Annotated in this window: 16 protein-coding genes; 9 read left to right on the plus strand and 7 right to left on the minus strand. The window is 57.8% G+C overall.

All coding sequences use genetic code 11. The annotated features are described in order from the left end of the window. Window positions 1–132: 132 nt before the first annotated feature. The 4 genes from KP703_RS05650 to KP703_RS05665 form a co-directional block, all read right to left on the minus strand. The gene (locus tag KP703_RS05650; RefSeq protein ID WP_252353863.1) at window positions 133–2,433 is read right to left on the minus strand and encodes a TonB-dependent receptor; all 2,301 of its coding nucleotides are present in this window, start codon (window positions 2,431–2,433) and stop codon (window positions 133–135) included. A 279-nt stretch (window positions 2,434–2,712) separates the two neighbouring features. After that, window positions 2,713–3,657: a glyoxylate/hydroxypyruvate reductase A gene (locus KP703_RS05655; protein ID WP_215754074.1), complete on the minus strand. Its 945-nt coding sequence runs from the start codon at window positions 3,655–3,657 to the stop codon at window positions 2,713–2,715. Between the two features lie 2 nt (window positions 3,658–3,659). Further along, complete coding sequence (locus KP703_RS05660) at window positions 3,660–4,952, minus strand: MFS transporter (protein ID WP_215754075.1); 1,293 nt, start codon at window positions 4,950–4,952, stop codon at window positions 3,660–3,662. After that, window positions 4,953–7,499: a TonB-dependent receptor gene (locus KP703_RS05665; protein ID WP_215754076.1), complete on the minus strand. Its 2,547-nt coding sequence runs from the start codon at window positions 7,497–7,499 to the stop codon at window positions 4,953–4,955. It abuts the gene before it with no gap. 549 nt (window positions 7,500–8,048) lie between these two features. On the opposite strand from KP703_RS05665, the gene KP703_RS05670 reads away from it, so the two are divergent. Further along, window positions 8,049–9,344 carry an FAD-binding oxidoreductase gene (locus tag KP703_RS05670; protein WP_215754077.1) on the plus strand — a complete coding sequence of 432 codons (1,296 nt, stop codon included), beginning with the start codon at window positions 8,049–8,051 and terminating at the stop codon, window positions 9,342–9,344. An 80-nt stretch (window positions 9,345–9,424) separates the two neighbouring features. After that, complete coding sequence (locus KP703_RS05675) at window positions 9,425–10,135, plus strand: GntR family transcriptional regulator (RefSeq protein WP_052403928.1); 711 nt, start codon at window positions 9,425–9,427, stop codon at window positions 10,133–10,135. Between the two features lie 72 nt (window positions 10,136–10,207). Here KP703_RS05675 and KP703_RS05680 read toward each other — a convergent pair whose 3' ends face one another. Further along, a complete protein-coding gene (locus tag KP703_RS05680; protein ID WP_062271875.1) occupies window positions 10,208–12,655 on the minus strand; it encodes a membrane-bound PQQ-dependent dehydrogenase, glucose/quinate/shikimate family in 2,448 nt (815 codons plus the stop codon). Window positions 12,656–12,951: 296 nt separating this feature from the next. Between KP703_RS05680 and KP703_RS05685 the strand changes: the two genes are divergently transcribed. Then, window positions 12,952–13,890 (plus strand): transporter, encoded by a 939-nt coding sequence (locus tag KP703_RS05685; protein WP_082779707.1) that lies wholly within the window; start codon window positions 12,952–12,954, stop codon window positions 13,888–13,890. A 264-nt stretch (window positions 13,891–14,154) separates the two neighbouring features. Here the strand turns inward: KP703_RS05685 and KP703_RS05690 are convergent, their stop codons facing one another. Continuing rightward, window positions 14,155–14,307: a hypothetical protein gene (locus KP703_RS05690; protein WP_215754078.1), complete on the minus strand. Its 153-nt coding sequence runs from the start codon at window positions 14,305–14,307 to the stop codon at window positions 14,155–14,157. A gap of 209 nt (window positions 14,308–14,516) precedes the next feature. Between KP703_RS05690 and KP703_RS05695 the strand changes: the two genes are divergently transcribed. From KP703_RS05695 to KP703_RS05720, 6 genes are all read left to right on the plus strand, one after another. After that, window positions 14,517–16,619 carry a M13 family metallopeptidase gene (locus tag KP703_RS05695; protein ID WP_215754079.1) on the plus strand — a complete coding sequence of 701 codons (2,103 nt, stop codon included), beginning with the start codon at window positions 14,517–14,519 and terminating at the stop codon, window positions 16,617–16,619. 235 nt (window positions 16,620–16,854) lie between these two features. Continuing rightward, window positions 16,855–17,739: a gluconate 2-dehydrogenase subunit 3 family protein gene (locus KP703_RS05700; RefSeq protein WP_252353864.1), complete on the plus strand. Its 885-nt coding sequence runs from the start codon at window positions 16,855–16,857 to the stop codon at window positions 17,737–17,739. Continuing rightward, entirely contained in the window at window positions 17,732–19,513 is a 1,782-nt protein-coding gene (locus KP703_RS05705) for a GMC family oxidoreductase (RefSeq protein WP_215754080.1), read from the plus strand. The genes KP703_RS05700 and KP703_RS05705 overlap by 8 nt, the downstream gene beginning before the upstream one ends. A gap of 101 nt (window positions 19,514–19,614) precedes the next feature. Then, complete coding sequence (locus tag KP703_RS05710) at window positions 19,615–21,135, plus strand: cytochrome c (RefSeq protein ID WP_252353865.1); 1,521 nt, start codon at window positions 19,615–19,617, stop codon at window positions 21,133–21,135. Window positions 21,136–21,232: 97 nt separating this feature from the next. Further along, window positions 21,233–22,387, plus strand: coding sequence for an energy transducer TonB (locus KP703_RS05715; RefSeq protein WP_215754081.1), 1,155 nt, complete (start codon window positions 21,233–21,235; stop codon window positions 22,385–22,387). A 143-nt stretch (window positions 22,388–22,530) separates the two neighbouring features. After that, complete coding sequence (locus KP703_RS05720; RefSeq protein WP_215754082.1) at window positions 22,531–24,513, plus strand: P-loop NTPase fold protein; 1,983 nt, start codon at window positions 22,531–22,533, stop codon at window positions 24,511–24,513. Window positions 24,514–24,706: 193 nt separating this feature from the next. Here the strand turns inward: KP703_RS05720 and KP703_RS05725 are convergent, their stop codons facing one another. Beyond that, on the minus strand, window positions 24,707–24,964 hold the full coding sequence (locus KP703_RS05725) for a hypothetical protein (RefSeq protein WP_215754083.1): 258 nt from the start codon (window positions 24,962–24,964) through the stop codon (window positions 24,707–24,709). Between the last annotated feature and the right edge of the window lie 98 nt (window positions 24,965–25,062).

The following is a 25,062-nucleotide window of genomic DNA, read 5'->3' on the forward strand; positions in this document are numbered from 1 at the left end:
AACTATTTGGCCGTTACAGGTAAAATTCCTGTAGCGGCCCAATTCGTTACAGCCGTTTCCGTGACATCAACGCGGGCTTGGATTTTCGTAATCAGTACGCCACCAGACCTTACGCCAACCCACACTAACGCCCTAGTACGCGCAGGAAATCCGTCCCCCAATAAAGCGCGGTTCTCCGGGGATGTAGAAGTAAGTTGTCGTGGCCTGCCCGCCGCTTTCCGCAAACCGGCGGTTGAGGATATTGCGGGCATAAACCGTGGCTTCCCACCGCCCGGAGGCGGAGCGAAAGGACACATGCGCCCCCAGCAGGAAATACGGCGGCAGACGGTAAAACCCGGTGCCGCCCGGTGTGATGGCCTGACTGCCGCGATACTGCCAGTCCGGCCCGAACTCCAGCGTATAAGCGCGCGCCAGCGGTTGCCGCCACTCTGCCGAGCCATTCAGTGTCAGCTTGGGCTGGCCGTTATCCACCCCGCTAAAATTATCGTTAATGGCTTTCCATACGCCATGCTGTGCGTAATAGGCGTTGGTCTTGGCGCGGTTTACCGTCGGGAAATCCTGAAAATTCCCCCGCTGCCAGCCAAGATTTTGCGTGAGATGCAAATGGCTGAACGGATGTGCCTCAATAGTGCCCTCAAACCCCCAGCTTTCGGACTTTGGCGCGTTGGTAATTTCGCTCAGCGGTCCGTAATTGGGGATCAGCACCGTGCCCAGAATCTGCTGATTGTGAAAATCGTTGTAAAACGCAGCACCATTGATGCGCAGCTTGTCCGGAATAGGGTCGGATTTGAAGCCCACTTCATACGTCAGCACCGTTTCCGGCTTAAACGGGTCAAGCTGTGCCTGAATCTGGGTATTGTTGGCGGTAAAGCCGCCGGGTTTGAAGCCCTTGCTCATTTTATAATAGACGAGCGCATGCTGGAGCATCTGCCAGGAGACGCCAACCTGCCCGGCAAACTGGTCAGACGTGGTGCTCTCACCGTGAAAATTCGTGGTTGCACCACCAAAAATCTGAGATTTCAGACCCGTGATAGAGCGTTCATCCCGCTCATGCAGCAGACCGCCCCAGATCATCACGCCATGCGGCAGGCGATAGCTCACATGCCCGAATTCTGAGAGACTTTCCTGATTCAGACCAAAATTGGTCGCCATCATATAGCCGCGTGCAGGCGTGTAGTCTGTATAATCAAAGAAGAACCGCTGGTTCATCCGCGTGCGCTGATAATGCGCGCCCACCACCCATTGCAGCTTGTCCTGCGTGTTGGAGGAATGGAGCCGGAGTTCCTGCGTGAATGTATTGGCATCAATCGTGCGATACGTATCTGCCTGCGAGAGTGCGGTGCCGTCCTGATCAGTATATTCGCCCTGCCGTTCCGTCTCGAACGCGCTGATGGCGCTGAGGGTCAGTGGTCCGAAATCATGGTCGATATGCAGGTCCGCACCCCAGAACTGGTTATGTTCACTCGGCTTGATCCCTGCCTTACGGCCAATCAGTTTTGCAAATTCCGGGCGCGACGACCACTCCGCCTGCTGCCAGGATGCCATATCCGGCAGAGGCTGCGTGCCGATCAGCCGATGCACGGGCACCGCCGTCACAACTTCGCTGTTATCCTGCGTAAAATGTCCGCCCAGCAGAATGGTCGTGTGCGCATCCGGCTTCCAGCGCAATTTACCGCGCAAAGCCCAGAGGTCCGCATCGCCCAGATGGTCGCCATTCAGCGGGTTGGTCTGCCAGCCGCCGCCATGCTGGGTCTGCCCGGCCAGACGGAAGCTCAGCCCACGCGCCAGCGGGCCGGAGACATACGCCTCGCTGCGGCTGCGGGCGTAGGAGGCAATATCCTCCGTCGCGCCAAAATGCCATGCGTCCGTGGGGTCATTGGTGTGCAGATGCACTTCCCCGCCCGTGTCGGACTGCCCGTGTTCCGTGCCCACCGGGCCGGGGGTGACACTCGCTCCGGCGAGGTCAAACATCATGCCGCTAGTCATGGAGGAATAGGGGAAGGCGACGTCATCCACATAGGTCAGGACGGGGGCCATATTGTTCTGCGTGAAGTCATTAAACCCCACCCCGCGCAGATAGAAATTGGTGGAAGCCGTGCCATTAATGCTCTGAATGGTCAGGTTCGGGGCCACCCGTTCCAGCCCGCGCAGCGTGACCACGCCACGCTCCGTCAGCCGCTCCGCCGTAATGCGCGTGGTAGCGTCCGGGATATGCTGGGCTTCCTGATACGCAAAATCATGCCGCCGCGCACTGACATCCACCGCCGTTGTCTGCCGCGCCATCACCGGGCCGGGCTTTGCCGTGCTGGCGTGCCGTACCGGGCCTGCACGATGATGGACCTTTCCATCAGATGCAGCCCCTTCAGCCTGCGCCGCAGCGCACCAGACAGGCATCATCCCCACCATGGTCAGCGCCGTGCTGAGCCTGCTCATCCGTCTGGTTACGCCCGCTTTACGGCGGGAGACAGCTTTTTGACCACGGTAGAAAATAAGACCACTCCTTCATGATCCTGAACCCGGCACGAAGAGACGGAGCCAGCCCTCCGCCCCCTCAGGCCAGTCAGAGAATGCAACGCGGGTGCCCAGCTTTAGTCACCCTGAAAAACAGCCTCCGTATGAAGGCTGCTCCCCCGCTCTTGCAAGCATGGAATGACTTTCAGGCTCTCTTTTCGCGCAACAGTCACATAAAGGCGTCACCTCAGAGCGGAAGCCTTAATAGCCTTTTGCGGGATCATACCGCAGGGGCACATCCCTCCCCTGCTCCAGTGCCTCAATAACAGACGCCACATACGCCGCCCGCGCGGGACGCGAGGAATCCGCTGCCGCGTGCGGGGTGATGATGACACGCGGATGCGTCCACAATGGCGAGGACGCAGGCAGGGGTTCCTTGTCAAACACATCCAGCACGGCCGTATGCAGTGTGCCGTCATTCAAGGCCCGCAGCAGATCGGCTTCCACCACCAGCGGGCCACGCCCCACATTAATCAACCCGGCTGGCTTGCGGAGCTGGGCCAGCACATCATACGTCACCATGCCGGTGGTCTCGGGCGTTTCCGGCAGCAGGCAGACCAGTGTGTCACACGCATGCAGAAAGCCGCTCAGGCCTTTGGTGCCCGCGTAACAGGTCACACCCTCCAGCGTTTTGGCATGCCGCGCCCACCCGGAAACCTGAAAGCCCGCACGCGCCAGCCGCATGGCCACCGGGGCACCGAGGCTACCAAGGCCCATCACCCCCACCTTCATCTCGGCAGAGGTTCGGGCAGGTCCAGTCTGCCGTGTCCAGACCTTATCCTGCTGGCCCACGCGCCAGGTGGCCGCATCCCGCAAAATGGAAAAGACGGCCCACAGCACGTAATCTTCCATCTGCAGGACGGGCTCCTCCCCGCCCATGCGGATCAGCGGCACGTTTTTAGGCCATGTCGGGTCACAGGTAATATGGTCCACACCCACGGCGGCACTCAGAATGGCTTTCAGATTGACCATTTTTGCCAGCCGCCCCGGCTCGGGCTTCCAGACCAGCGCGTAATCCACATGGGCGGGGTCCACCGTCGGGTCATCCCAGTCCCGCACCGCAAGCCGGGGCATGAGGCGGGCGAACAGGGCTTTCCATTCAGGAAGTGCTGCGGGACCTCCCTGCTTGATGACCAGACACACCATGATTACCGCTCCCCACTCTTTAACGATTGTCCTCGGCCAGCATACTGCCGCGTGCAGGCCAGGCACACCAGACTCAGCACCACTGTTCCCAGAAGATAAAAGCCAGGAATGGCTTTATCCTGAAAATAGGTGACCAGAACAGAAAGAATCATGGGGGTAAACCCACCAAAAACCAACTGCCCCAGTGCATAGCTTAACGCAATGGCGGTTGTCCTGTTGCGCGGCAGAAAAATCTCGGCAAACAGAGCCGGGACGGACGCATAATACCCGCAATAAACAGTTGTCACCAGAAAAGCCTGCACCAGCACAAGGTGCAGGCCGGACGGAAAGGCTACCAGAAAATGGAACAACGGCCAGGCCATCACACCGCCTGCAACCGCCATAACGGCCATCATGCCCCGCCGCCCGACTTTATCCCCCAGCAAGGCAAACAACGGCGGCAGAAGAATGGTCAAAATACCTGAGACCATTGTTCCTATAAAAGAGACAGAATCCCCCAGATGCAGCTGGGTTTTTGCCAGCGTGGGCATGTAGATATTCAGATAGCTTCCAGTGGCTCCAGCACTCACCAGCCCCATCCCCAGCAGCAGGCGCAAGGGCTCATGCCGGACAACCTCACGCACGGGCTGATGATTCTCCTGCCGTCTGAACTCCGGGGATTCATCACTGATCAACCGGAGCCAGGCCGTAAGCGGTCCCAGCACCATGCCAAGCGCAAACGGCAATCGCCAGGCCCATGCCAGAATTTGTGCCTCGCTAAATGCCTGATGCACCAGCCACGCCACCGCAGACGCCAGCGTGACAGCCACCCCACCGGCAGACCATTGCAAGCTGGAATACACCCCGCGATATTTTGGGCTGCGCTCCGCCAGCATGGTGGCCGCGCCGCCAAACTCACCGCCTGCGGCAAACCCTTGCAGCAGGCGGGACAACACTACAATCACGGGGGCCGCCAGCCCGATCGTAGCATAGCTCGGCACCACAGCCAGAAGGCCGGTCCCGACCGTCATCAGTAAAGACGAGAGCACCAGCCCCTGCCTGCGCCCCTTTCGGTCCGCATAGGAACCAAGCCACGCCGCCCCGATGGGGCGTGCCACAAACGCCACCCCAAAACTGCCAAGGCTCAGCAGAAGGGAAAACCCGGCCGTTGTGGCCGGGAAAAACAGGTGAGACAGGATGACGGCAAACAGACCGTAAAGAATAAGGTCATACCATTCCAGAACGCCCCCCAGCGTTGTGGCCAGCACAGAGAGCCAGAGACGGGCGTTGGAGGGCGCATGCGGCGTGTTTGTCATTCAGAACCCCGAGGTGAAGCTGACAAGGCCGGTAAAATTGCCACCGGTGATGTAGGTCGGTGCGCTTCCCTTGATAACAGTATGTCCGTCCGTGGCCAGCGTATTATGGGCATTGGTTGTCAGCCCCCATGCGCCGGACAGATAGTGGTTGTTGCCCAGATTGGTCAGGTTCAGCTGCAATTGCGGGCGTTTGAGGAAGAACACATCGTTAAACCGGTAGCCAATGCCCAGATTGGCCGTTTCATAAGAGGGAATTTTCTCATCATTCATGAAGGTAGAATATTCGGAACCGACATAATTGAAGGCGAAATTCCCGAACACATGCCCATCATCATAAGACAGACCAATGGAGCCGCTGAATTTGGGACTGAGCACTGCGACTTTCCCGGCCGTTGGCAGATAGGTACCATTGGAAGCGAGGTTATTATCCGTCGTGGCGTGCAGATACTGGCCGGAAAAATACGGCGTGAAGTGATGCCAGCGCGGCAGGCTGATTTCCCCGCTAATCCCGCGCGTGGTCTGGCCACCCCCGTTGAGCGACGTGGTAATGGTTGTCCCTTCCACCAGAGAGCTGCTGGTAATCTGCCGGTTGGTAAAATTGTAGTTAAAGAAAGAGAGAGACAGGTTGAAATACTTACCGTAATGCCGATAACCCAGCTCTTCCGCGATGGAATATTCCGGCTTCATCCCGCCTGTCACATGGCGTGACGTCATCTGCCCGGTAGAGGAGCTGAACATGTCCACAGATGGCGTAATGGCTGCGGCCTCACGGAAGGCCGTGGTGCCGTTAATATAGACCTGATCCCGCGGCGTAATCTGATAGCTGATCGCCACGCGCGGCAGAGGCTGCGCATCGCTAAAGCCCGTTGCGTAGGTGGCCCCGGGCATCAGGTTGGTTGCCGTGCGGGTAATCATGGCCTCCTTGAAACCTGCTGAAATTTTCAGGCGGTCATGCAACAGGGAATAGGTGTCCATCAGGCTCAGCGTGTTGGTCTGCTGAATAACGTGTGCATCCCACTGCTTCAGTGCTGCACCGGACGCCGTCAGAACAGGGTCCTGCCCCCACCGGCTGGCGTTCCCTGCGGCATCCGGCAGAGAATATGTCGGGTCTTCCGCATAATTGATGTAGGAATACCAGTAGCCAAACTGGAGGTCATTATGGCCTTTTTTCCAGTCCAGAACACTATTGATCCCAAAAGTGGATTCATGGAACGTATCATTGGACTGCGCCACCTGAGAAGACGCCGACCCGTCCGGAAACTGGAGCGGGCTGGCAGACTCTGCCCCCAGAAACGCCGTGTTCTGGTTGAGCGTGCTGCCGCCCTGCACCGTGCCATCCACATCAAAAATGTACGGCGTGACTGAAAGATTCAGCCCTTCCGCCAGCTTGAACTTCATCTGCACGCTGGCGCGCGCATGTTTCCATTCATACTGATGGAATTTGTAATAGTTTGTATTACTGCCGGTAAAATTCTTGCTGTAATTATAGTTTATGCCATAGGCATTCCATTGCGCCATGGTGGGGTAGGTATACAGGTTTTCCTGCACGTCATTATAGGACATGAAGGCGGAAATGCTGTTGCCATCTCCCCACTTCTTATTTGCCTTGAAGTCTATATGCCAGCGGTGCAGCCCACCCGGCCCACGCCAGTTGGACGCCTGCGTATCAGAAAAAGATGCAAAGCTGTGAATACCGGTATGGCCCCATTCCCCGCTATCCAGCCGCAGGAATTCACGCCGCATGTTGTTGCCGCCATAGGTGAGGTCTAGCAAACCGCCAAATTTATGGGACGGATCCCGCAGCTTTTCGCTAATTAGCCCACCCACCGCGCTGAAGGTTGGGGCCATCAGATCCGGCGCGCCGGGTGTTACCGTTACAGACCCGACATTTTCCGTATCCGCCCAGCCGGAGGACGTCGGAGAGTAGTAGAGAACGTCCGATGGGTTCATGCCTTCCAGTTCATAACCCAGTTCGTTCTGGTTCATCCCGCGAATGGAGACACTCATGCGGTCTGTCGCCCCCGTCGGGTCAGCCGAGGCCACCACAACCCCCGGCACATTCCGCAACAGAGTCAGCGCATTGGTTGCAGGGGCCTGTGCGGCAATATAGTCCCGTGTCACACCACTTTTTGCAAAGGGATCTGTTTGCTTCGGCATCATGCCGCCACCAGCGGAACGGCCAGAAACACCATTTGGCGTGAGGCCGGAACTGACCGTAATTTCTTCAGCTTTTCCCGCCATCAGGGGGCCCGCTTTCCGTGCCGGACGCACGGACGCAGGACTGGAGGAAGCCCGGCCTGTTGCTCTCACGGGCGTCCGCTTGCGCACAGTATCCTTACCGGTTTCCGCCAGTGCGGAGGCCGTATTGCCCGCCGCCAGAACCGCAACACAAAAAAGACTTACAGAATTTGCTGAAAGACGGCGCACATTACGTCTCCTGTCACAGGCCAAGGCGTTGTTTGTCTGGTCTGAGAGTGTGCCACGGTCCGCCCCCGCCGGGTCTTCGGTATACGGGGAACCGGCACCATCACACTGGCAATTCTTCATCCCAAATTTCGGTATACCGAGATTAGTCTTATCCGGCGCACGCCTGTCAATCATGTTTTGAAAACGGAACTATTAATTTCCGGCAACCCAACACAGAAAATCTGCACATACCCTTATGAGAAAAGGGTTTTATCTTTTATTTTCCAAATAATATAATATTTCCGCTACAGGATTCTCAGCTTTCCCAAAAAGCCCTCACCCCTGAAAATCTCCTAACTTTCTTTATGAGGAAGAACCCCAATCTGATTCTTCCCCCCTCACCCCAGCATCTTCACCGGCCTCCAAAAATCTTTTCTTTTCCGTATCTTTCAGGCCTGAATAACCTCAAAAAATTATTTCCTGTTTGTGATTTTATTCTTTTTAAATAGTCATATTTTCCAAAATTTAAATCCATTTCCTGTTCATAAAAGAGTCTGCTTTTCTACCCAGACTCATACAATTCAGCATACAAAAACTTCTTCCCAAGACTCACGCCAGCGTTTATCCCTATTTTCAGTATGCCGAAAAAGTTCTGCTCTTAAACGCTTTGCAACGGAGATTCTGGTCATCATGACAAAGCCGTCGTCTGCACCGCTCCATTATGATGTTATTCTGGCTGGTGGTGGCATTATTGGCCTGTGCACTGCGCTGTTTCTGCGCGAAAAAGGCCTCTCTGTTGCTGTTCTGGACAAAGGTCGCCCAGGTTATGAACAGTCCAGCCGCAACTGGGGCTGGGTGCGCACCATCAGTCAGGCCATGGAGGAACTGCCTCTGGCTGTCGCCAGCCGTCCACTCTGGCAACAATGGGCAAAAGAAGGCGATTTTGGCTATACGCGCTGTGGCCTGCTCTCCCTCGCGCAGGATAAGGAAGAGTGGAACACTCTGGAAGGCTGGCTGGCCGCCGCCCGCACGCATGGGTTTGATGCGCGTGAACTGGGCCAGCCGGAAATACACACCCTGCTGCCACAAAGCCGGGGCCAATGGGCTGGCGCGCTTTACAGCCCTGGTGATGGGCGGGCGGAGCCTGATCTCGCTATGCGTTTTCTGGTGCGCAAGGCCGAAGCCGCAGGCGTGACGATCCTGCCGGATACGGCGGTCAAAAGCATTGATATTCAGGGGGGCCGCGCCTGTGGGTTTGAAACAGAAACCGGACGCATCAGCGCCTCCGCCGTTGTGGTTGCGGCGGGCATCTGGTCCCGCTGGTTGTGCAAAACGGTTGATATTGTCTTGCCACAACTCAAGGTGATTGCCTCCGTTTTGCGCACGGAGCCTATGGAGGGCGGACCGGACCCGATTATCGCCTCATCCCGCTTTTCCGTGCGGAAACGGATGGACGGCGGCTATACGGTTGCCCAGCGCAATTCCTCCATCACATACGTCACGCCAGATTCTTTCCGCTTCATGCGGGAGTTCATGCCGAATTTTCTGAAACAGAAAAAACTGCTGAGCGTGCGTGTCGGCTCTTCCTTTGTGGAAGAACTCAAACAGGAACGACAATTCGGAAAAGGCCGCCCCAACCCGTTTGAACACTACCGCGCGTGTGACCCGGCCCCGGACCGCAAGACACTGGCCCGCACCATGCAACGCCTGCGGGAAGACATGCCGGTGTTTGAAAAAACCCGTGTTGCCGCCATGTGGGCGGGCGTGATTGATGTTGTGCCAGACGCCCTGCCCATTCTCTCCCCCGTTGCCCGCTATCCCGGCCTGTTTGTCGCGACCGGCTTTTCCGCGCATGGGTTTGGGGTGGGACCGGCTGCCGGTAAACTCATGGCCAATCTGATTGCCGGGGAGCAGGATACGCTCGGGCGCGAACATTTCACACTGGAGCGTTTTGGCTGCAATGGAGAAACCTCTGCGGGTCGCTGACCCGTGTTATTTCACCACAGCATGACTTTCAGATAAGAAGCCCTCATACTTGTCCCCCCGGAACCGGCTATGATGGACCAATGACTGACAGTCGCCCCTCCCTGACTGGTGAAGAGCTGTATACCGCCCTCCGCCGCGATATGATTGACAGCCGCGTGCAGGGCGGCACCGTCCTGCAGGAGGAGGAGATTGGCCGCCGCTATGGCGTAAGCCGTACGCCTGTGCGTGAAGCCCTGCAACGCCTGCATCAGGATAAGCTGATTGGGCGGAAGGGGCGGTTTTATGTTGTCGCCTCCCCGTCTCATGACAGCATCCGGCAGATTTACGAATTTCGTGAAGCGATTGAGACGGCCTCCGTCGCCCTGTGCTGCGAACGCGCGGATGAAGCCCTGATTGAAACCATTCAGGCCTGCCTGAATGAACAGGCCGAAGCAGGACACGCCAAACAGTTTTATGAGTTTGAACGGCTGGACACCCAGTTCCATGTGCTGATTGCCCAGGGCGCGCAAAACGAACTCCTCCGCCGTCAGCTTGAAATCAGTTATGACCAGATCTGGTTTTCCCGCGTCGGTAATCTGGTATCCCTGCCGGACTACTCGGTGGAAGAAACCCTTGCAGGCCACCAGCGCATTCTGGATGCCATCCGGCGCAGAGATGCCGGTGTCGCGCGGGCAGAAATGTATACCCACCTGCGCAGCGCCATTTTGCTGAGTGCCCGATCCCGCCCGCAAGGCCGCACATCAGCAGCCCCCCGCACACCCCGTAAAAAAAAGCCGGCCCCAACCTCGTAAAAGGTCGGAACCGGCTTTTCAAACCGCCCGGAAAGGCTGGCAGTCCTTTAAAAGACTGCCAGACCTACCGCGTTATTTTGCGGCGGCGTCATCCAGCGCATACGCGCGGATATAGTCACCAGAGCGGGTGCCAAGGCCACCGTGCCCACCGGCGGCAATCAGCACATACTGCTTGCCGTTGACGGAGTAGGACATCGGCGTTGCCTGACCACCAGCGGGCAGACGGTCACGCCAGATCACCTTACCCGTGGCAAGATCGATCCCGCGCAGATAGTCGTCAGCCGTTGCGCCGATAAAGACCATGCCGCCCTTGGTCACAACGCTACCGCCAATATTATACATGCCCGTGGGCAGCGGCAGATTGTTGTGGGTGCGGAAAGGCCCGGTGTCACGCGTGGTACCAATCGGGTGCTGCCAGATGATTTTCTTCGTCACCAGGTCAATCGCCGTCATGGTGCCCCAGACAGGCCCCTTACAGGGGATCTGCAGCGGGTTCAGCCAGGGGTTGGTGTAGGCCACATACGGGGTGCCGTAATCCGGCGAGATCGCCAGAGCGTTCCCCTTGGGTGTGGGTTCATTGCCGTCACCATTCCATTTGGGCAGAGCGCCGCTCTGTTCCAGTCCGGTGCGGTGGTCCAGCTTGATGCGGAACGGCAGGTAGCTGGCGTTGGCAAGCAGAACCTTACGAACCGGGTCAACCGTTGCACCCTGCCAGTCCACTACGCCGTAGAAGGCCGGATAAACAATGGTGGTTTTCCCAACGTGCGGGGGCGTAAACTGCCCTTCATACGCGGAGGATTTATACTGGATACGGCAGATGAGCTGATCCAGCAGCGTTGCCCCCCACATGTCCGTTTCTTTCAGATCCGGCGGGGTGAGAGAGGGCATGGCAACCGGGTACGGCTGGGTGGGAGACACATGGTCATCCGGTGCAATACCAGCTGTCGGAACCGGCTTTTCTTCAACCGGGTAGCCCGGAACAGGCTGGCCGGTACGGCGGTCGAGCACGAAGAATTCGCCACGCTTGGTTGCCTGCACCAGTGCGGGAATGTTTTCGCCATTCGGGCCGGGCAGATCAACCAGAGACGGACCAGCCGGAATGTCCATGTCCCACAGATCGTGATGCACGGTCTGGAAGGTCCATTTGCGTTCGCCGGTTTCAATATCCAGAGCAATGGTGGCACTGGAGGTTGCCTCGTCAAACGGGCGACGTGTGCCACCCCAGTTATCCGGCGGGGAATTCCCCGTGGGGATGTAGAGCAGGCCGAGTTCCGGATCTGCCGTATACACGCCCCATGCGTTGGGGGTGTCACGCGTCAGCTCGTCATTCGGGCCGGGCTTCCAGTTTTCCGGCGTGTGGCCAGCATCCCAGGCCCATGCCAGTTCACCCGTCATCGGGTCAAACGCACGGACAGCACCAGAGGGTTCAAAGTTGGCCTGGTTATCCATCACCCAGCCACCCAGCACCACGCGGTCTTTCACAACCAGCGGCGGAGAGGTGACGAAGTGGAAGCCAAGCGGCACATTGCCCAGATAGGTGCGCAGGGAAATGGACCCGTGATCGCCAAAGTCATCACACGGCTTGCCGGTTTCTGCATTCACAGCCACCAGACGCACATCGGCCGTGGGGGAGAAAATGCGCTTCGGGCAGGAAGTCTGAGCGCCTTCCGGGGCCTGATAATAGGATACGCCACGGCAGGCCAGATACACGTTTGCCGCCACATCCTTTTTGTCGGGATGCGGGTCATACGTCCATTTGATCTTACCGGTTGCGGCATCCATGGCCACAATCCAGCTGTGGGGCGTACACATATACAAGGTGTCATCCACCTTGATGGGGGTCACCTCAAGGTTGAACTCATGCCCCTGATCCGGGCCAGCCACAGCAGCTTCACCCGCGCGGGCGGTGTCGCCCGTCTGCGTCTGCCAGGCCAGCTTCAGGTGAGAGACGTTCTGCGGGGTGATCTGGCTCAGCGGAGAATACCGGTCCCCATGCGCCGTGCGACCGTAATAATGCCAGTCAGCATTGGCGATGTTGTTATCGGTCTCGGCAGTCGGGTCACTCGCGGCCATACGCTCGGGGGACAGGGTGCCGTTGATGGAATAGGACGTAAAGCAGCTTGCCAGCAGCACGACGCCGGTTACGGCAACGCTGCCCAGAAGGGCTGCTTTATCCGCCATCCAGCCGCGGCCCGTTGCCCATACAGCCGGAACCAGCAGCCACACACCAAACACCAGGAAGGTGATAAGACGGACTTCAAGACCCCAGATGTTCAGGCCCGTTTCGGCCAGCGCCCAGATAAGGGTCACCAGCATAAGGGCGGCATAAACAAGCGGTGCCGTCTTTGGCCGCACAAGGCCAAGAACGCCCGTTACAATCAGGACAAGACCGGCAAACAGGTAGAACAGCGAACCGCCAAGGAACGCGAGCTGCCCGCCTGCGATGACGAGGTATAGCCCCACCAACGCAAGCGCTACACCGGTTATAAGCCCTAATGACCTCGTTAAGGTCGGCTTCATTTTAACCTCACAATTTTTTATGCATTAACGACAGAATTTTACCAAAATCTTTATGATACCCTGTTCCTTTTCCTTCTCTGTCAGCGTCTCACTGTCCCTTGCTACTGATCATTCATTCAGACAAGCTTTAAATAACTTTTGTGTGATTTATAAAATGATCACCTGTTCGTGATACGCTGTCCTTCCTAAACATCTTCATTAGTGGATGCGACGTTCCACTACGCTGGCCATAAGCGCAGGCCGCGCTGTGTAGGATGTGTTTGAAACCGTTGCCAATTAAAAAGTATCAGTCCGTTATGCCCCGCTCCGTATTGTTCGCCCTTTTCAGCCCTCTCTCCCCGCGCAAAATCCTGTGCCCGACGGATATTTTTCCTATTCGTCAGGCTGCGTTCTTTACGATTCTGGCGGGGCTCTCCGGTGTTTCCACCGCGAAGGCGGCGGATATTCCTCTGGCTATTATCGGCCCGCATGAATACGATCTTCCGGTCGATTTCAAGCCTTTTAATGTTCTGGTCCAGTATGGGGACGGCAATGCGGCCGGATCGACCTATAACAGCCAGGGCGCACGCAAGGCACAGGGCGGCAGCCACACCTGGGCAGGCATGACAAAATACGTGCATTTCAGGAGTTTTGACGCCCTCCCCCATGTCGGCTTTGCGTTTGAAGTCATCCAGACCGAATCCTACACGCTGGCCAACGGCACCAATTATGGCGGGCTTGGGGGGACCATCAGCGGTCCGGCGGTGTGGTTCAAGCCCAATAAACACAGCACCTTCGGGATTCAGACCTTTTTACAAACCCCCAGCGGCACGCGGGACGCCCTCGCCACCCATTACTGGTCCAACCTTTCCAGCTTCATTTTTGACTATGAATGGAAGCATTTCAGCTTTGATGGTGATCTTGGCGCCATCGTCAACATGACAAAACACGTTGATGGGCAACATAGTTACACACCCGGCACAACATTCCACAGCAACCTGCGCTTCAGCTGGAAAGCCCACCGCGTGGTTGAACCCTTCCTGGCGTTTGACTGGCAGAATACTGCGGGCACGCGGGACCGCACCGTGCAGAACTGGATTGATAATTCCAGCAGCCGGGAGGTCGCCATGGGGGTGGGCGCCATGTTCACGCTGACCAAAAACATCAGCCTGACAACGCGTTATTCCCATAGCGTGGAAGGGCGGAACACGCCGGAAACCAACGCCTACTACATGAAATTCGTTTATCTCTGGTGAAAATCTCAGGGAACTACTCAAAATTCCCGTAAGATCCCACCGAGCAAGCTACTGTTTTCAAAAAAGAATTCAGACACAGCTTCTTTCTATCCGGACAAAAAGTTCATCATTGTTGAATTTAAAACCCTCAGTGAAAACTTTTATGTTTCACGAAATCTATCCGCCTCAAGAGACGACTCCGCTCTCCCCCTAATCTATCCCCTATCCCTCAGCGCGCTCTAAAGCTCCGTCCGTTTCCTTTTCTGCACGACGCATCTCTCTTCCTCACCCGCTGCTTTGCACCGTGTTGTGCATCGCGCCGACCCCGACCGCACGCATCAGGGCCGTTAAGGTTCTGACAGACAGACCGCACCCACCATTCCGTATCCCGGCACAATGGGCGCGCACCCCTTCAGTTGCGCCTCCACCCGGAAGCATGAGGCCATCCGTCCCTCCCTTCCCGCTGGCTGCAACCGCTCAGAAAAAGCCTCTCCGGACCGGCTCTGGCCCCGGAAAGCCAATTCATTCCGCAGGGTAGGCATTTCCGGCATGGCATGCTTTTATCCCCACACCGGAACAGTCTGTTCCACAAAACGACGGGGGAGGAGCTTCAGTTCCCGCCCCCGACCAGGATATAGGAAGATTTCATGACAGTGCGCCGTCATGCCAAATTGTCACGTCGTGTGGCTCTGCTTCTGTCTGCCGGCCTCGGCCTGAGCAGCGTTGCAGGCGTTGCCCGTGCAGACACCGCCCCGCAGGCCGCAGCCCCCACGGCTGTGCCCCCGGCCTCCTTTGGCACATGGGGTGTCGATCTTGCCGGGCGTGACACCGCAGAAAAGCCGGGCAACGACTTCTTCAAATACGCCAACGGCACCTATCTGGACCACCTGACCATTCCGTCAGACATGACCAGCTATGGCCCGTTCAACGCGCTGGCTGAACTCTCCCGCACGCGGGTGCAGAGCATCCTGAACGACCTCTCCGCTCACCCGGTCAAGCACCCCAGGAGCATTGAGGAAAAGCTGGGCACCTTCTACGCCTCCTTCATGGATGAAAAATCCATCGAGAAGCAGGGCACCAAGCCCATGAAGGGCGATCTGGACAGCATCCTGAAGATGCGCGACGCCAAAGCGTTCGCAACGCTCTCCGGTTCTGCGTCCACCAACTTTATGACGTCCCCGTTCTCTCTGGGCATCAACCCGGACGCCAAGGACCCGACCCGCTACGCGCTGGATGTGGATCAGGCCGGGCTGGGCCTGCCGGACCGTGACTATTATCTGAAGCCGGAATTCGCCGCCAAGCGCGCCGCCTATCAGGCTTACATCACGCAGGCGCTCACGCTGATCAAATGGCCGGAACCGGCAAACGCCGCTGCTGCCATTGTGGCGTTTGAAACCAAACTGGCCGAAGTCCACTGGGCCCGCACTGACCTGCGTGACCCGCAGAAAACCTACAACCCGATGACGGTGGCCGCGCTGGCCAAAGCCGCTCCGGGCTTTGACTGGGTTGCCTGGCTGACCGCCGCCGGCCTGCCGGCAGACGGGCTTGAAAACCGCACCGTGATTGTGGGTGAACCCACGGCCATTACGGGTGAAGCCGCCATTCTCGCCACCGCAGATATCGGCCTGCTTCAGGCATGGCAGGCGTTCCATACGGTAGAAAACGCCACCACCTACCTGCCGGACGCCTTCGTGCAGGCCCGCTTTACGTTCAACAAAGCCCTGTCCGGCCAGCCGGCTCTGCCCGTGCGCTGGAAGCGTGGCGTGCAGTCTACCAGTGCCGCGATGGGTATGGCGCTGGGCAAGGTCTATGTGGAGCGCTACTTCCCCGCAGAAAACCGCACCGCCATGCAGAAGCTGACGGGTGACCTGAAGGACGCCTTCCGCATCCGCCTCCAGCACAACACATGGATGAGCAAGGAAACGCGGGAAGCCGCCCTGCGCAAGCTGGAAAACTTTGAAGTTCAGGTCGGCTATCCCAACGAATGGCGCGACTACTCCACCCTGAACGTCACCAAGGGTGATGTCTACGGCAACGCCAAAAATGGCATTGCGTTTGAGTGGGATTACTGGCTGGCCCGTCTGGACAAGCCGGTGGACCGGAACGAATGGGACATGACGCCCCAGACGGTGAACGCCTACAACAACCCGCTGTTTGATCAGGTTGTGTTCCCCGCCGCCATCCTGCAGCCGCCGTTCTTCAACCCGCAGGCCGACGCCGCCGTCAACTACGGAGCCATTGGTGGGGTGATTGGTCATGAAATGACCCACTCCTTCGATGATGAAGGCCGTCAGTTTGACGAACATGGCCGCCTGCGTGACTGGTGGACCAAGGCCGATGCCGCCCGCTTCCAGAAGCTGGCTGATCGCCTCGGTGCGCAGTACGATGCGTTTGAAGTGCTGCCGGGCGTGCACGTCAACGGCAAGCTGACCATGGGCGAGAACATTGCTGACCTTGGCGGCCTGACGCTGGCTCTGGATGCGTATCATGCCTCTCTGGGCGGTCAGCCTGCTCCGGTCATTGATGGCCTGACGGGTGACCAGCGCGTGTTCCTCGGCTGGGCACAGGTCTGGCGCGAGAAGCTGCGTGACGACACGGTCAAAAACCTGATCGTGACCGACCCGCACTCCCCGCCGGAAGCGCGTGTGAACATCCCGATGCACAACATTGATGCCTGGTACAAGGCATGGGATGTCAAACCGGGTCAGGCCCTGTATCTGACGCCGAAGCAGCGCGTGAAAATCTGGTAATAAACCAGCTTTTAAGCACGAGCAGAAAGGGGGCGGCACCTTACGGGGAGCCGCCCTTTTTTTGGGCTCAGGCCGCCTGTATCCGCCGCTCCGGGCATGCCAGACCGCGGGCGCAACCTTGTTTCTGCGCCCTCGGTCCGCTAACCATGGAGAAAGAACGGTCACGCAACAGAGCTGCTGGAGCGGGGCCGGGGACCGACTGAGGTCATCCCCCGTCCACGAAAAAGAGCCGCCGATGCCTGACATGCCGAACCGCCTTTATCCCGCAGCGCCGCTGCCCGAGCAGCCGCCGCATACCCATGCCGCTCCGGCCAGCCCTGCCCAGACCCAGTCCGCACAGCAGAGTGCCGAGCCCCCAGAACCAGCCACAACTCTATGCCCTCCCACCCGCCGCCATGTGGTGCAGGGTCTGGGCACCGGTGCCGCCGCGCTGGCATTGGGCACGGTGGTTGCCCCCGCTGACGCGCAGGCCGCAGCGGACCACGCTGCACCGGGAACCGCCCCGTCCACACATCCAGCTCCGCCCATCCAGCCCAACACCCCACGCTTTTTCAGCCCGGCGGAATTTGCCTTGCTGAGCGCGGCGTGTGAGCGGATTTTCCCGGCGGATGCGCAGGGACCGGGGGCTATCGCGCTGGGCGTGCCGCACTTTATTGATGGGCAGATGGACACTCCGTGGGGCCGTGGGGAATTGTGGTACATGCAAGGCCCGCACCGCACGGACGCCCCGGCCAATCTGGGCTATCAGCTCCCCTACAGCCCGCAGCAGATTTACAAGGTGGGTCTGGCGGGCGTGATGGGATGGGTGCAGCAGACGCATCAGGCCGCGTTTGAAACCCTTGCGCCAGAGGTGCAGGACAGCATTCTGACCGCACTGGAACAGAACGCCACGCAGTTTGACGCGCTCCCCGCTGCCACCTTTTTTGAACAACTCCGGTCCGACACGATTGAGGGCGCCTTTGCCGACCCCCTCCACGGCGGCAACCGCCACATGGCGGGCTGGCTGATGATGGGCTTCCCCGGTGCGCGGGGCGATTACATGGACTGGGTAGACCGGTATGACACCCCCTACCCCTACGGCCCCGTTTCCATTGCCGGGGAGACTGCTGAGCATGGCTGAAAAAACGCTTCCCCCCGTGGATGTTGTGGTGGTTGGCAGCGGCTGGGCTGGCAGCATCATGGCCAAGGAGATGTGCGAGGCAGGCCTCTCTGTCGTCATGCTGGAACGCGGCAAGCGTCGTTCCACCGCACGGGATGGAGCCTATCCGTCCTCACTGGATGAGCTGGAAGGCGCGGTCCGTTACAAGCTGTTCCAGAACCCGGCGCAAACGACTGTGACAGTCCGCAATCGCTCGGATCAGGAAGCTGTGCCGTATCGTCGGCTGGCGGCGTTCCTGCCGGGTGCCGGTGTAGGTGGTGCGGGCCTGCACTGGACGGGCGTGCATTTCCGCGCGCCGCCGCAGGACCTCCGCCTGCGCAGTCATGTTATTGAGCGCTATGGCCGCAAGTTTATCCCCGAAGGCATGAACCTTCAGGATTACGGCGTGACGTATACGGAACTGGAACCGTTTTTTGATAAAGCGGAAAAAGTCTTCGGCACGTCGGGGGAAGCGTATACGGTCAATGGCAAAGCGACTGGCAAGGGCAACATCTTCGCACCTGACCGCTCGGATGACTTCCCGCTTCCGCCGCTGAAAGACGTCTATACCGCGCACCTGTTCCGCCATGCCACGACAGAGGCCGGGTATCACCCCTACGCCATGCCCGCCGCCAATGCGTCCCAGCCTTATACAAACCCGTATGGCGCGCAGATGGGGCCGTGTAACTTTTGTGGCTATTGCAGCGATTATGCCTGTTACATGTATGCCAAGGCGTCACCCAACGTGAACATCATGCCCGCCCTCCGGCGGCATGAAAACTTCACGCTCCGCAGCAACGCGCATGTCTTGAAAGTGCTGCTGGACTCTACGGGCAAGAAAGCCACAGGTGTTGTCTACCAGGATGCCGAGGGCAACCACATTACCCAGCCGGCCGGGCTGGTTATTCTGGCGGCCTTCCAGTTCCATAACGTCCACCTCATGCTGCTCTCCGGTATTGGCAAAGCGTATGATCCTGTCAGCAACACGGGCACGGTGGGGCGCAACTTTACCTATCAGAACATTACCAACAGCACGGTCTGGATGCCGCCCACGCGCAGCACGGACCAGTTTATTGGCTCCGCTGGCGGTGTTGCGATAGATGATTTCAACAGCGACAATTTTGACCACGGGCCGCTCGGCTTTATTGGTGGCTCGCCGTTGTGGGTCAATCAGGCCGGGGTGAAACCCATTGCCGGGGCCAAAGCCTCCACACCGGGCGCGCCGCGCTGGGGCAGTGCATGGAAAAAGGCGGCGATTGATACGTATCGCCACTCCTTCACCATCAATGCGCAAGGCTCCAACATGGCCTACCGCGATGTGTATCTGGACCTCGACCCCACATGGCGCACCAGCTACGGCCAGCCCATGCTGCGCATGACGTTTGACTGGAAAGATAACGACATCCGCATGAACCGCTACGTCATCAGCCAGCTTGCCAACGTGGTGAAAGCCCTTGGCGCGCAGGATGCCCATTACGGCATGCGGGAGCCGGGCAAACCGTTTGACGTGCGGGACTATCAGACAACGCATCTGTGCGGCGGTGCCGTGATGGGGGATGACCCGAAAACCTCAGCCCTCAACCGCTATTTGCAAAGCTGGGACGTGCCGAACGTGTTCGTCGTGGGGGCCAACGCCTTCCCGCAGGGCATGGGCTACAACCCTACGGGGCTGGTCGCCGCCCTCGCCTACTGGTCCGCCCACCATATCCGCACCCAATGGCTAAAGGGCAATGGCGGCCCACTGGTGGTGCTATGAGCCGTTTTGCAAACCCGCCCATGCATGCTGGCGCACAACCCCCAGTCCGTTCTGATACTCGAAAAAACCAACGTAAGAGCAAAAACTTTTCTGCATCTGTCTTGTCTGGTCTGGCACTTGCCACAATCCTCGCCACTCCGGTTTTTGCGGCGGCAGCACCGTCTGCCCCCTCAGGCGCTGACACTGGCTCAGACACCAGCGCAGGCGCTTCCACGAGCACGAACGCTCAGGATCTGATTACCAAAGGCCGCTATGTTGCCGCCGCTGCGGACTGCGCGGCGTGCCATACCGTGCCCGGCTCCGCTTCTTTTGCCGGGGGGTATGCGTTCCAGTTGCCTATCGGCACGCTGTATTCCTCCAACATCACGCCGGATAAAACCAACGGCATTGGCAACTGGACGGAAGCGCAGTTTGTCCGCGCCATTCGGGAAGGCGTGCGGCCTGACGGGGCAGCGCTGTACCCGGCCATGCCCTTCCCCTCCTACGCCCGCATGACGGACGAGGATCTGCACGCGCTGTATGCCTACTTCATGCATGGCGTGCAGCCGGTGGCGCAGGCCGTGCGACCTAATGGCATCCCGTGGCCGCTTTCCATGCGCTTTCCGCTGACGGTGTGGCGGTGGATGTTTGCGCCCTCACCCGATGCAGCGCGACAATCAGCCGAACGCAGCTTCCCCACCCCGGAACTGGCGCGGGGCGCGTATCTGGTGGAAGGCCCCGGTCATTGTGGCGCGTGCCACACCAAACGCGGCCTCGCCATGCAGGAAACCGCGCTGACGGCACAGGACGGCCCGCAGTATCTGGCAGGCGGTGCGGCAGTGGATGGCTGGACCCCGCCCTCTCTGCGCGGAGACCCCCGCACGGGTCTGGGCGCATGGAGCGTGGCGGATCTGACCGCCTTCCTGCGCACGGGCCGGAACATGCGGGGCAGCGCCTTTGGCAACATGGACACGGCAGTGCATCACGGCACGCAATATCTGACGGATGATGATCTGACAGCCATGGCCCGCTACCTGAAGGCCCTGCCCGCTGCCAATGGCGCAGAACAAAACTGGCAGACAGACCCGGCCGCCACGCGCGCCCTCCGCGCAGGCGGCAAGCTGACAAAGGGGCAGCGGCTCTATCTGGATAACTGCGCGGCCTGCCACCGCAGCACCGGCGCAGGCTACGCCCCGGCCTTCCCCCCGCTGGCGGGCAACCCGGTGGTGATGAATGCCGCGCCGGACTCCCTTATTCATATCGTTCTGACGGGTGCCACCCTGCATGGCACGCAGGGCGCACCCTCCGCCTTTACCATGCCGGGCTTTGGCAAACGGCTGAGTGATGCGCAGGTGGCGGCTGTCGTCACCTTTATCCGCCACGCATGGGGGAATGATGCCTCTGCCGTCAGCGATGTGGATGTGGCCCATCTGCGCAAGCGGCTGACGCCCTCCACCATGCAGAGCGCGCCACCTACCCCGATTGACCCGGCCCCGGCGCAGCCCGGCTCCGCCCCCAGGGCACCGGAACAGGATGTCTCGCAAGACACATCAAAGCCCGCAACAGGTCCGGTTCCCACAGGCCACCTGCCGCCAGAAGATGCATTACACAGCGCCCCGCAGCCTGCTATGAAAGCAAATTAGGATTCAGGGTGGCAACAATGCAGAAGCAATGGCAAAATAGCCGCTTCAACCGGTCAGCCACTGGCACGGTTTTTGCGGAGGAGAGATCCGGCACTTCATGACGGCGAAGCTCAGCCCTTCTTCGCGCAGGCGGGACGGGCAGGAACCACGACTGGTTTCCCCTTCCGCATCCGGCACCGCACGCGCTGCCACGCCGCCACCTGCCCCGCAGGATGGTGAACGGGACCGGCTGACTGCCTCCCCCACGCCCGTCGCCCGCCCGGCTTCCGGCTATCGCCGCGTAAAAGGCACCTCTACGCCGATTATCCGCCGGGAAGTTTACGCCGAGCCCACCATAGGCCCGGTGCTGACGGCCTCTGCCCTGGCGCATTTCCTGCTGCTGGGGGCCCTGCTATGGCAGGCCGCGCACCACCAGCCGCATGGCACACCGGATGGCCAGCAGCCCTCGCCAGTGGAAATGGTCTTCGCGCAGCCGCAATCCACCAGCGGCATGGTCGGCCCGCATTCTGATGAGGCCGGTGGCGGCAACTCCGGCAAGGCCCCCAGCAAGGCCGGGCAGGCTGAACCGACGCCGGCGGAAGGGCCGCCCTCCCCCACTGTGCCATCGGAAGAAACACCGGCCACCCCGCCGCTGCCGGAAGCGGATGACGGGTTGACCAAATCCGTGCCGCAGCCGCCCAAACCGGTGAAGGCCGCGCACCCGCCCTCCGGCCACAAGCCGCAGGCGCATGCGGTGCCGCGCCCCACGACGCACGCACGCCCATCCCAGACGCCCAGCCGCCACGCGGCCTCCCCGTTTGATAACCCGATGGACCTCTCCTTCAACGAGGCCCCGGCCCCGCGCCGCTCCCGCCATGGCAGACCGGGTGGTTCTGGCGGCCCGATTGACCTTTCCGTTGGCCCCGTGGTGGAGAACGGCCAGATTAACGCGCACTACACCTCCCGCACCTCCGTGCGGGGTGTGAGCGATGATTATGGTGAGCAGATTAACGAGTGGATTCAGCGCCACATGTACTACCCGGAAGAGGCCGCCCGAAACGGGGAAGAAGGCAGCTCCTCCGTGCATGTGGTGCTGGACCGCACGGGCCGCGTGAAGTCCGTCTACCAGACAGGCTCAGCCGGCTCCTACTATCTGGATGCCGCGACCTCCGGCATGTTCCGCGGCTCCCAGCTCCCGCCTGTCCCACCGGACATGAAGGGCAACCACTTTGATATTGATCTGACGATTAATTATATTTTGATTCGGCATTAGCCTAGCTTTTGGGAAATCTGGTCTCCCAGAGTGATTTTCCCGATCTGAAAATCTGAGGCTTTCTGACTTTATACGCCTCTAGAATATAGCAGTTTTGGTAGACAAATCCGTTTATATGCAAGCGTTTCCGGAAAGAAAGACACATGAAGTCATCCACGTTGACATGGGACGGCCCCAACAAAGAGCTGGTTAGAACGCTGGATGACTATTGCTACGGGGAAGAGGCTATTCCATTTGCCCTGATGCTCCAAGGAACATGGGGCTGTGGAAAAACTTGGTTAGTTGACGAATTTTTTAAGCAAAAGAAATTAAACCGCAAAAATGATAATGCTGCTGAATTTCCATTACGCGTTTCACTCTTCGGGATATCATCCGCCGCCGAGATCGGTGACGCTCTTTACGCCGAATTGCATCCAATTCTGGCGGGCAAACCCGGACAGGTCGGAAGCTTTGTTGTAAGAAGCCTACTAAAGACCACGTTAAAAATTGATTTAAAGGATCTTTCTGAAAAAAATGCAGGCAAAAACGGCGAGAGCATTACACTGGCTGGTGCAGAGCTGAGCGGCCGTGGGTCAGATGGGAAACCATCTCGCCGTATCATCGTTTTTGATGATCTTGAACGCGCTAAAATGTCTGCAACAGATATTTTGGCTGCAATTCACCCGCTTGTCAGCAGTGGGGAAAACCGGGTTATCCTCCTAGCTAATGAAGCAGAAATCATTGGTGAGGATAAAACCGACGCAGAGCTCTATCGACGCACCAAAGAAAAAACTATCTGCCTAACCCTTGAAGTAAAGCCAGATTTTAAATCGGCTTTTTCTTGTATAAGCTCGAAAGTTAAAGATACCACCTTTCAGAAATTTCTAGCCGAGCTAGGAAAGCGGCTTGAACCACTCACTGTTCAGACCGGTGCGCACAACCTGCGCTTGCTTTCGTTTTTCGTCCCTCTTGGAGAGACTTTATTTAAGGCCATCAAGCCAGCATACCGAACAGAAGATCATTATACGGCGCTGTCTGAACTTTTTATGCGCGTTTACATTGTGTTAATAGAAAATCGTATACATGGAGTAAAATTTGATATTTTAATGGGAATAATGAAAAGTCCTTTAAATATTTCGAAATTTTTAAAAAAAACTGATGAACAAGCTCCAGATCAGACGGATAAAAACCGAGAAATTATTAAAAATAGACTAAAAACGTATAATTACATGATCCTGTATTCAGGACTTATTTCGACAAATGATCTCGAATCACTCGTAATGCGGGGCGTTGTCCACACAGAATCCATTAATGCGGGGTTGGCTCTGGATAACCGCTTCACAAAGGAACAGGAACTACCCTCATGGGTGCGTGTATGGAACTATCCGCGCTCATCAAAACAGGAGGTAGACAATGCCGTCGCTGCATTCACGATTGACTTCAAAAATAGGAAATTTGTCGATCTTGATATGCTGCACGCGTGTAGCCTATATCTAACACTTCACCGGGTTGGTCAGAAGGGCTATGATGTAATAGACCCTGTTGAAAGCGCAAAGTCTTACATCAGGGATGTTTTTGCAAAAAGAACTCTCACCAGAGACAGAATACGGATGGCGGACGCCAATCCGTCCAACCTTTCCTTTTTTGCCCCTTTCGGCAAACAATTCAGCGAAGAAGGAAATACTGCTTTTAAAACAATTATGGAATTTTATTTTTCTGAACAAAAATCATGGTTGAATAGAGAACTCAGAATAAAATCTGCCGAACTTGAAAATATTCTGCAGGATGATTTTAAGAATTTTATATCCCTTCTATTCCGAGAGGGAGAAACACAAGCGATGTATGAGCACACGCCAATTCTGCAACATTTAAACGTGATGAAATTCTCTAATCAGATTATTAATCTTCCCGCAAATCGTAGAATGCATCTCATCTCATGCTTAAAAGAACGCTTCGACAGAACGATACATCGTGGCAATACGCTATATCCTGAATACGCTTGGTTTCATAAACTTAGCAAGGCTCTCGTAACTACTATCTCGCAATCTGACGGCTCACCTTTGTTCCGGGAAGGATTAAAGGATACAATCATGCATTTGTGCGATAGCGTCGAGAAAACCCCAGAAATTGAACCACCTAAGGTCTAACCATCACTGCGTGTATATAATTCACTACCTGCTAAAGCATAATGTGTGACTTGTTTCCAAGAATTACAGACTGACAGCAGAGTTGAAGGATATTAAATCTACTATCCCTTTCTCCCTTCAGTAATTACTCAACTCCACTCACAAAAAAGACGGCCCAAAAGGCCGCCTTTTCCAAACCATCAGGGCAGAACGGTTAGTAACCGTTCCCGCCACCCATGCCACCATTCTGCATGGCCGGGCCGCCCATGCCGGGGCCGCCGCCCTGCATGTTGCCGGAGCTGTTACCGTTGCGCCAGCCGCCGTTGCCGCCCTGCTGGCCATCACCACCGGGGCCGCCATGGTGCCCGCCTCGTCCACCGGGGCCACCCATGCCACCGGGCGGCGGCGGTTCACATGCAGCCAGAGCGCAGGTTGCCAGTAGGGCCGTCATCGCCAGAATGGGACGTTTCATGGGGTCTCTCCTTTGTGCATCACAAGTCTGTCACCCCCTTCAACCACACAACGCCGCACGGGTTCCCCTTAATTTTGCGGATGCCTCAAAAATCCAGA

The sequence above is a fragment of the Acetobacter sp. P5B1 genome, assembly GCF_018811985.1.
Lineage (GTDB): Bacteria > Pseudomonadota > Alphaproteobacteria > Acetobacterales > Acetobacteraceae > Acetobacter > Acetobacter cerevisiae.

Bases quoted from the DNA above. Each gene is read 5' to 3' on its own strand.
- KP703_RS05650 (WP_252353863.1), bottom strand. From the start codon at position 2,433: ATGAGCAGGCTCAGCACGGCGCTGACCATGGTGGGGATGATGCCTGTC.
- KP703_RS05665 (WP_215754076.1), bottom strand. From the start codon at position 7,499: ATGAAGAATTGCCAGTGTGATGGTGCCGGTTCCCCGTATACCGAAGAC.
- KP703_RS05715 (WP_215754081.1), top strand. From the start codon at position 21,233: ATGACGGCGAAGCTCAGCCCTTCTTCGCGCAGGCGGGACGGGCAGGAA.
- KP703_RS05675 (WP_052403928.1), top strand. From the start codon at position 9,425: ATGACTGACAGTCGCCCCTCCCTGACTGGTGAAGAGCTGTATACCGCC.
- KP703_RS05660 (WP_215754075.1), bottom strand. From the start codon at position 4,952: ATGACAAACACGCCGCATGCGCCCTCCAACGCCCGTCTCTGGCTCTCT.
- KP703_RS05680 (WP_062271875.1), bottom strand. From the start codon at position 12,655: ATGAAGCCGACCTTAACGAGGTCATTAGGGCTTATAACCGGTGTAGCG.
- KP703_RS05700 (WP_252353864.1), top strand. From the start codon at position 16,855: ATGCCTGACATGCCGAACCGCCTTTATCCCGCAGCGCCGCTGCCCGAG.
- KP703_RS05690 (WP_215754078.1), bottom strand. From the start codon at position 14,307: ATGCTTCCGGGTGGAGGCGCAACTGAAGGGGTGCGCGCCCATTGTGCC.
- KP703_RS05725 (WP_215754083.1), bottom strand. From the start codon at position 24,964: ATGAAACGTCCCATTCTGGCGATGACGGCCCTACTGGCAACCTGCGCT.
- KP703_RS05670 (WP_215754077.1), top strand. From the start codon at position 8,049: ATGACAAAGCCGTCGTCTGCACCGCTCCATTATGATGTTATTCTGGCT.
- KP703_RS05705 (WP_215754080.1), top strand. From the start codon at position 17,732: ATGGCTGAAAAAACGCTTCCCCCCGTGGATGTTGTGGTGGTTGGCAGC.
- KP703_RS05685 (WP_082779707.1), top strand. From the start codon at position 12,952: ATGCCCCGCTCCGTATTGTTCGCCCTTTTCAGCCCTCTCTCCCCGCGC.
- KP703_RS05655 (WP_215754074.1), bottom strand. From the start codon at position 3,657: ATGGTGTGTCTGGTCATCAAGCAGGGAGGTCCCGCAGCACTTCCTGAA.
- KP703_RS05720 (WP_215754082.1), top strand. From the start codon at position 22,531: ATGAAGTCATCCACGTTGACATGGGACGGCCCCAACAAAGAGCTGGTT.
- KP703_RS05695 (WP_215754079.1), top strand. From the start codon at position 14,517: ATGACAGTGCGCCGTCATGCCAAATTGTCACGTCGTGTGGCTCTGCTT.